This window comes from Saccharopolyspora sp. (assembly GCF_017434145.1).
Classification (GTDB): domain Bacteria; phylum Actinomycetota; class Actinomycetes; order Mycobacteriales; family Pseudonocardiaceae; genus Saccharopolyspora_C; species Saccharopolyspora_C galaxeae.
Window position 1 is genome coordinate 1 of sequence record NZ_JAFRFW010000763.1, and the last position, 3,118, is coordinate 3,118.

The 3,118-nt window shown below is 71.5% G+C and carries 2 protein-coding genes; one reads left to right on the forward strand and one right to left on the reverse strand.

Annotation, left to right across the window (positions count from 1 at the left end; translation table 11 throughout):
* A partial coding sequence (locus IJH84_RS20725) for a Spo0B domain-containing protein (RefSeq protein WP_295147880.1) occupies positions 1-1,288 on the reverse strand: 1,288 nt, incomplete at its 3' end.
* A 190-nt stretch (positions 1,289-1,478) separates the two neighbouring features.
* Here IJH84_RS20725 and IJH84_RS20730 point away from each other — a divergent pair.
* Positions 1,479-2,885 (forward strand): CitMHS family transporter, encoded by a 1,407-nt coding sequence (locus IJH84_RS20730; RefSeq protein ID WP_295147883.1) that lies wholly within the window; start codon positions 1,479-1,481, stop codon positions 2,883-2,885.
* The last annotated feature ends 233 nt before the right edge of the window (positions 2,886-3,118 follow it).

Consider the following 3,118-nt stretch of genomic DNA (forward strand, 5'->3'; position numbering starts at 1 on the left):
CCGCGTTGTCGACCAGGTTGCCGACGACCGTGGTGACCTCGACCGGCGCGGCGACACGGGTCGCAACCCAGCTGGTCTCCCCGAGTTCCAACGACACGCGCTTCTCCCCCAGCGCAGCCTTCTTCGCCGACAGCAGCGAGACCAGGTAGGAATCGCGCACCGCGGCGGCGGCCGGGCCGAGTCCGGCGACCGAGCCCGCGGACAGCACTTGCAGGTACTCCACCGCGTCCTCGTGATGCCCGGTCTGCAGCAGCCCCGACAGCGCGTGCAGCCGGTTGGTGAACTCGTGGCGTTGCGCGCGCAGCACGTCGGCCGTGCCGCGCACCGCCTCCAGCTCCCGGGTCAGCTTCTCCAGATCCGTGCGGTCGCGCAGCGTCACCACACCACCGAGGTCGGTGCCGCCGCGGCGCACCGGTCGGTACCGGGCGAGCAGCACGCGATCCTCGGTGACGGTGAGCAGATCCTCGGCCCGCTGCTCCAGCAGCGCCGCGCGCAGCCGCGGCGGCAGGTCGAGCGCCCCGACCGGGGTGCCCGGTTCGACGCTCATCCGCAGCAGGCGCTGCGCCTCCGCGTTGACCACCGAAACCCGGCCGGCGGCGTCGACCGCGAGCACGCCCTCCCCGATGCCGTAGAGCACCGCTTCGCGCTGGCGCAGCAAGCCGGTCAGCTCGTGCGGCTCCAATCCCAGCGTGCGCCGCTTGAGCAGCCGCGTCAGCAACGTCGAACCGGCCACGCCGACGACCAGCGCCCCACCGGTCAGCAGCGCCGAGGTGCTCATCAGCCGCAGGAACGTGCTGTCGATCTCCTGGGCGTCGAAGCCGACGCTGACCTGGCCGAGCACCCGCCCCGACGGGTCCCGCAGCGGCACCTTCCCGCGCGCCGAGGGGCCGAGCGTGCCGCGCCGCACGTTGACGACTTCCCCGCCGGCGAGCACCCGCGACGGGTCGGTGCTCACCGGCCGGCCGATCCGGGCCGGATCCGGGTGCGAGAGCCGGATGCCGCGTTCGTCGGTGACCACGATGAACAGCGCGCCGGTCGCTCGCCGGGCGCGCTCGGCCCGCTCGGCGACCAGCGGTCGCGAAGCGGGGTCGGCGACGTTCGCCGCCAGCTCGGCGTCGGCGGCGACCGCGCGAGCCACGCCCAGCGCGCGCTGCCCGTACTGGTGCACCAGGCTGCGCTCGAGCAACGAGCCGGCGAGTGCGAAACCGACGCCTGCGACGAGCACGATCAGCCCGATCTGCAGCGCGAGCACCTGCCGGGCGAACCGCATGGGTCGGCGGCGGGACATGGCACCCGACCCTACCGAGGGAGCAAAACGCGCAGAACGCCGTGAACGCGGAATAGGCGGACAACGTCGGCAACACTCGCCCGCCCCGGGATCGAGCCCCTACGGTTCCGCCGGTTGGAACAACGGTGTTGCCCGGGCCACGTCGTGGTTGCCCCCGGCCACGCCGAGGTCACGGAAAGGGGGTAGTGCGTTGATCGCATTGCTCGGCTTGGCGATGGTGGGGATCTTCCTCTACCTGGTGATGAGCAAGCGGCTCGCGCCGATGGTCGCGCTGATCGTGGTCCCGGCCGCGTTCGCGGTGCTCGCCGGGTTCGCGCCCGACCTCGGCGACATGGTCACCGAGGGGATCACCTCGCTGGCCCCCACGGCGGCGATGCTGATGTTCGCCATCCTCTACTTCGGCATCATGATCGACGCCGGGCTGTTCGACCCGATCGCCCGCGTGGTGGTCAAGCTGACCGGCGACGACCCCCTGAAGCTGATCATGGGCACGGTCGCGCTGGTCGCGGTGGTCTCGCTGGACGGTGACGGCACCACCACGTTCATGATCACCGTTTCGGCGCTGCTGCCGATCTACCGCAAGCTCGGTGTGAGCCCGGTGCTGATGACCGGCCTGGCCTGCATGACCAACGCGATCCTGAACATCGTGCCCTGGGGCGGCCCGGCCGCGCGGGCGGCGAGCGTGCTGCAGCTGGACCCGCAGGAGATGTTCGTGCCGATGATCCCGGCGCTGGGCGCCGGACTGGTGACGGTGTTCGGCATCGCCTACGTGCTCGGCGTGCGGGAACGGGCGAAGTCGCGGACCCGGTCGGCGGAGCTGGTCACCGCCGGTGGCGGCGGTGTCGCCACCGGCCCAGCGGCCGGCGCCGGATCTTCGGCCGGCACCGGCGATTCGGCGGGCACTGGCGATTCGGCGGGCACTGGCGATTCGGCGGACTCGGGCGATTTCGACGTGCTGGCGCCGGATCGCGACAGCCTGCGCCCGAAGCTGATCTGGTTCAACGCGGCGCTGACCGCCGCACTGCTGGTCGCGCTGATCACCGGCGTGCTGCCGATCGCGGTGCTGTTCATGATCGGTACCGGCGTGGCACTGATCGTGAACTACCCGACGGTTAAGCAGCAGCGCGAGCGGCTCGCAGCGCACGCCGACAGCGTCGTCGCGGTGGTTTCGATGGTCTTCGCCGCCGCGGTGTTCACCGGTGTGCTCTCCGGCACCGGGATGATCGAGCAGATGGCGCAGTACCTGCTGCACGGGATGCCGGATGCGCTGTTCCCGTACTTCAGCATCGTGGTCGCGGTGCTGAGCGTGCCGTTCACCTTCTTCATGAGCAACGACGCGTTCTACTTCGGCGTCGTGCCGATCCTGGCCGAGACCGCCGCGCAGCACGGCATCCCCGCGATGGAGATCGCCCGCGCGTCGCTGCTGGGCCAGCCGATCCACATGCTCAGCCCGCTGGTGCCCGCGATGTACGTGCTGATCGGGCTGTCCAGGGTGGATCTCGGCGACCAGCACCGGTTCGCGATCAAATGGGCGCTGCTGGTCTCCGCGGTGGTCATCGCGGCCGGCTTCGCGCTCGGGCTGGTCTCGGTGCATTGATGCGGGTGCGTTGAATTCGGGCTGATGCGGAGGTGGGCCGGGCGCGCGACCGGCCCACCTCGCAGCTCCCGGCGTCGGTCACCAGACGTTGCCACCGCCCGGGCCGCCCACACCAGGGGCGCCGATGCCGTTGCCGCCGATGCCATTGCCGCCGAATCCGCCCGGCCCGCCGCTGACGCCGCCGTTGCCGTCGCCACCATCGCCACCGTCACCGCCGCCGTTGCCGCCGCCGC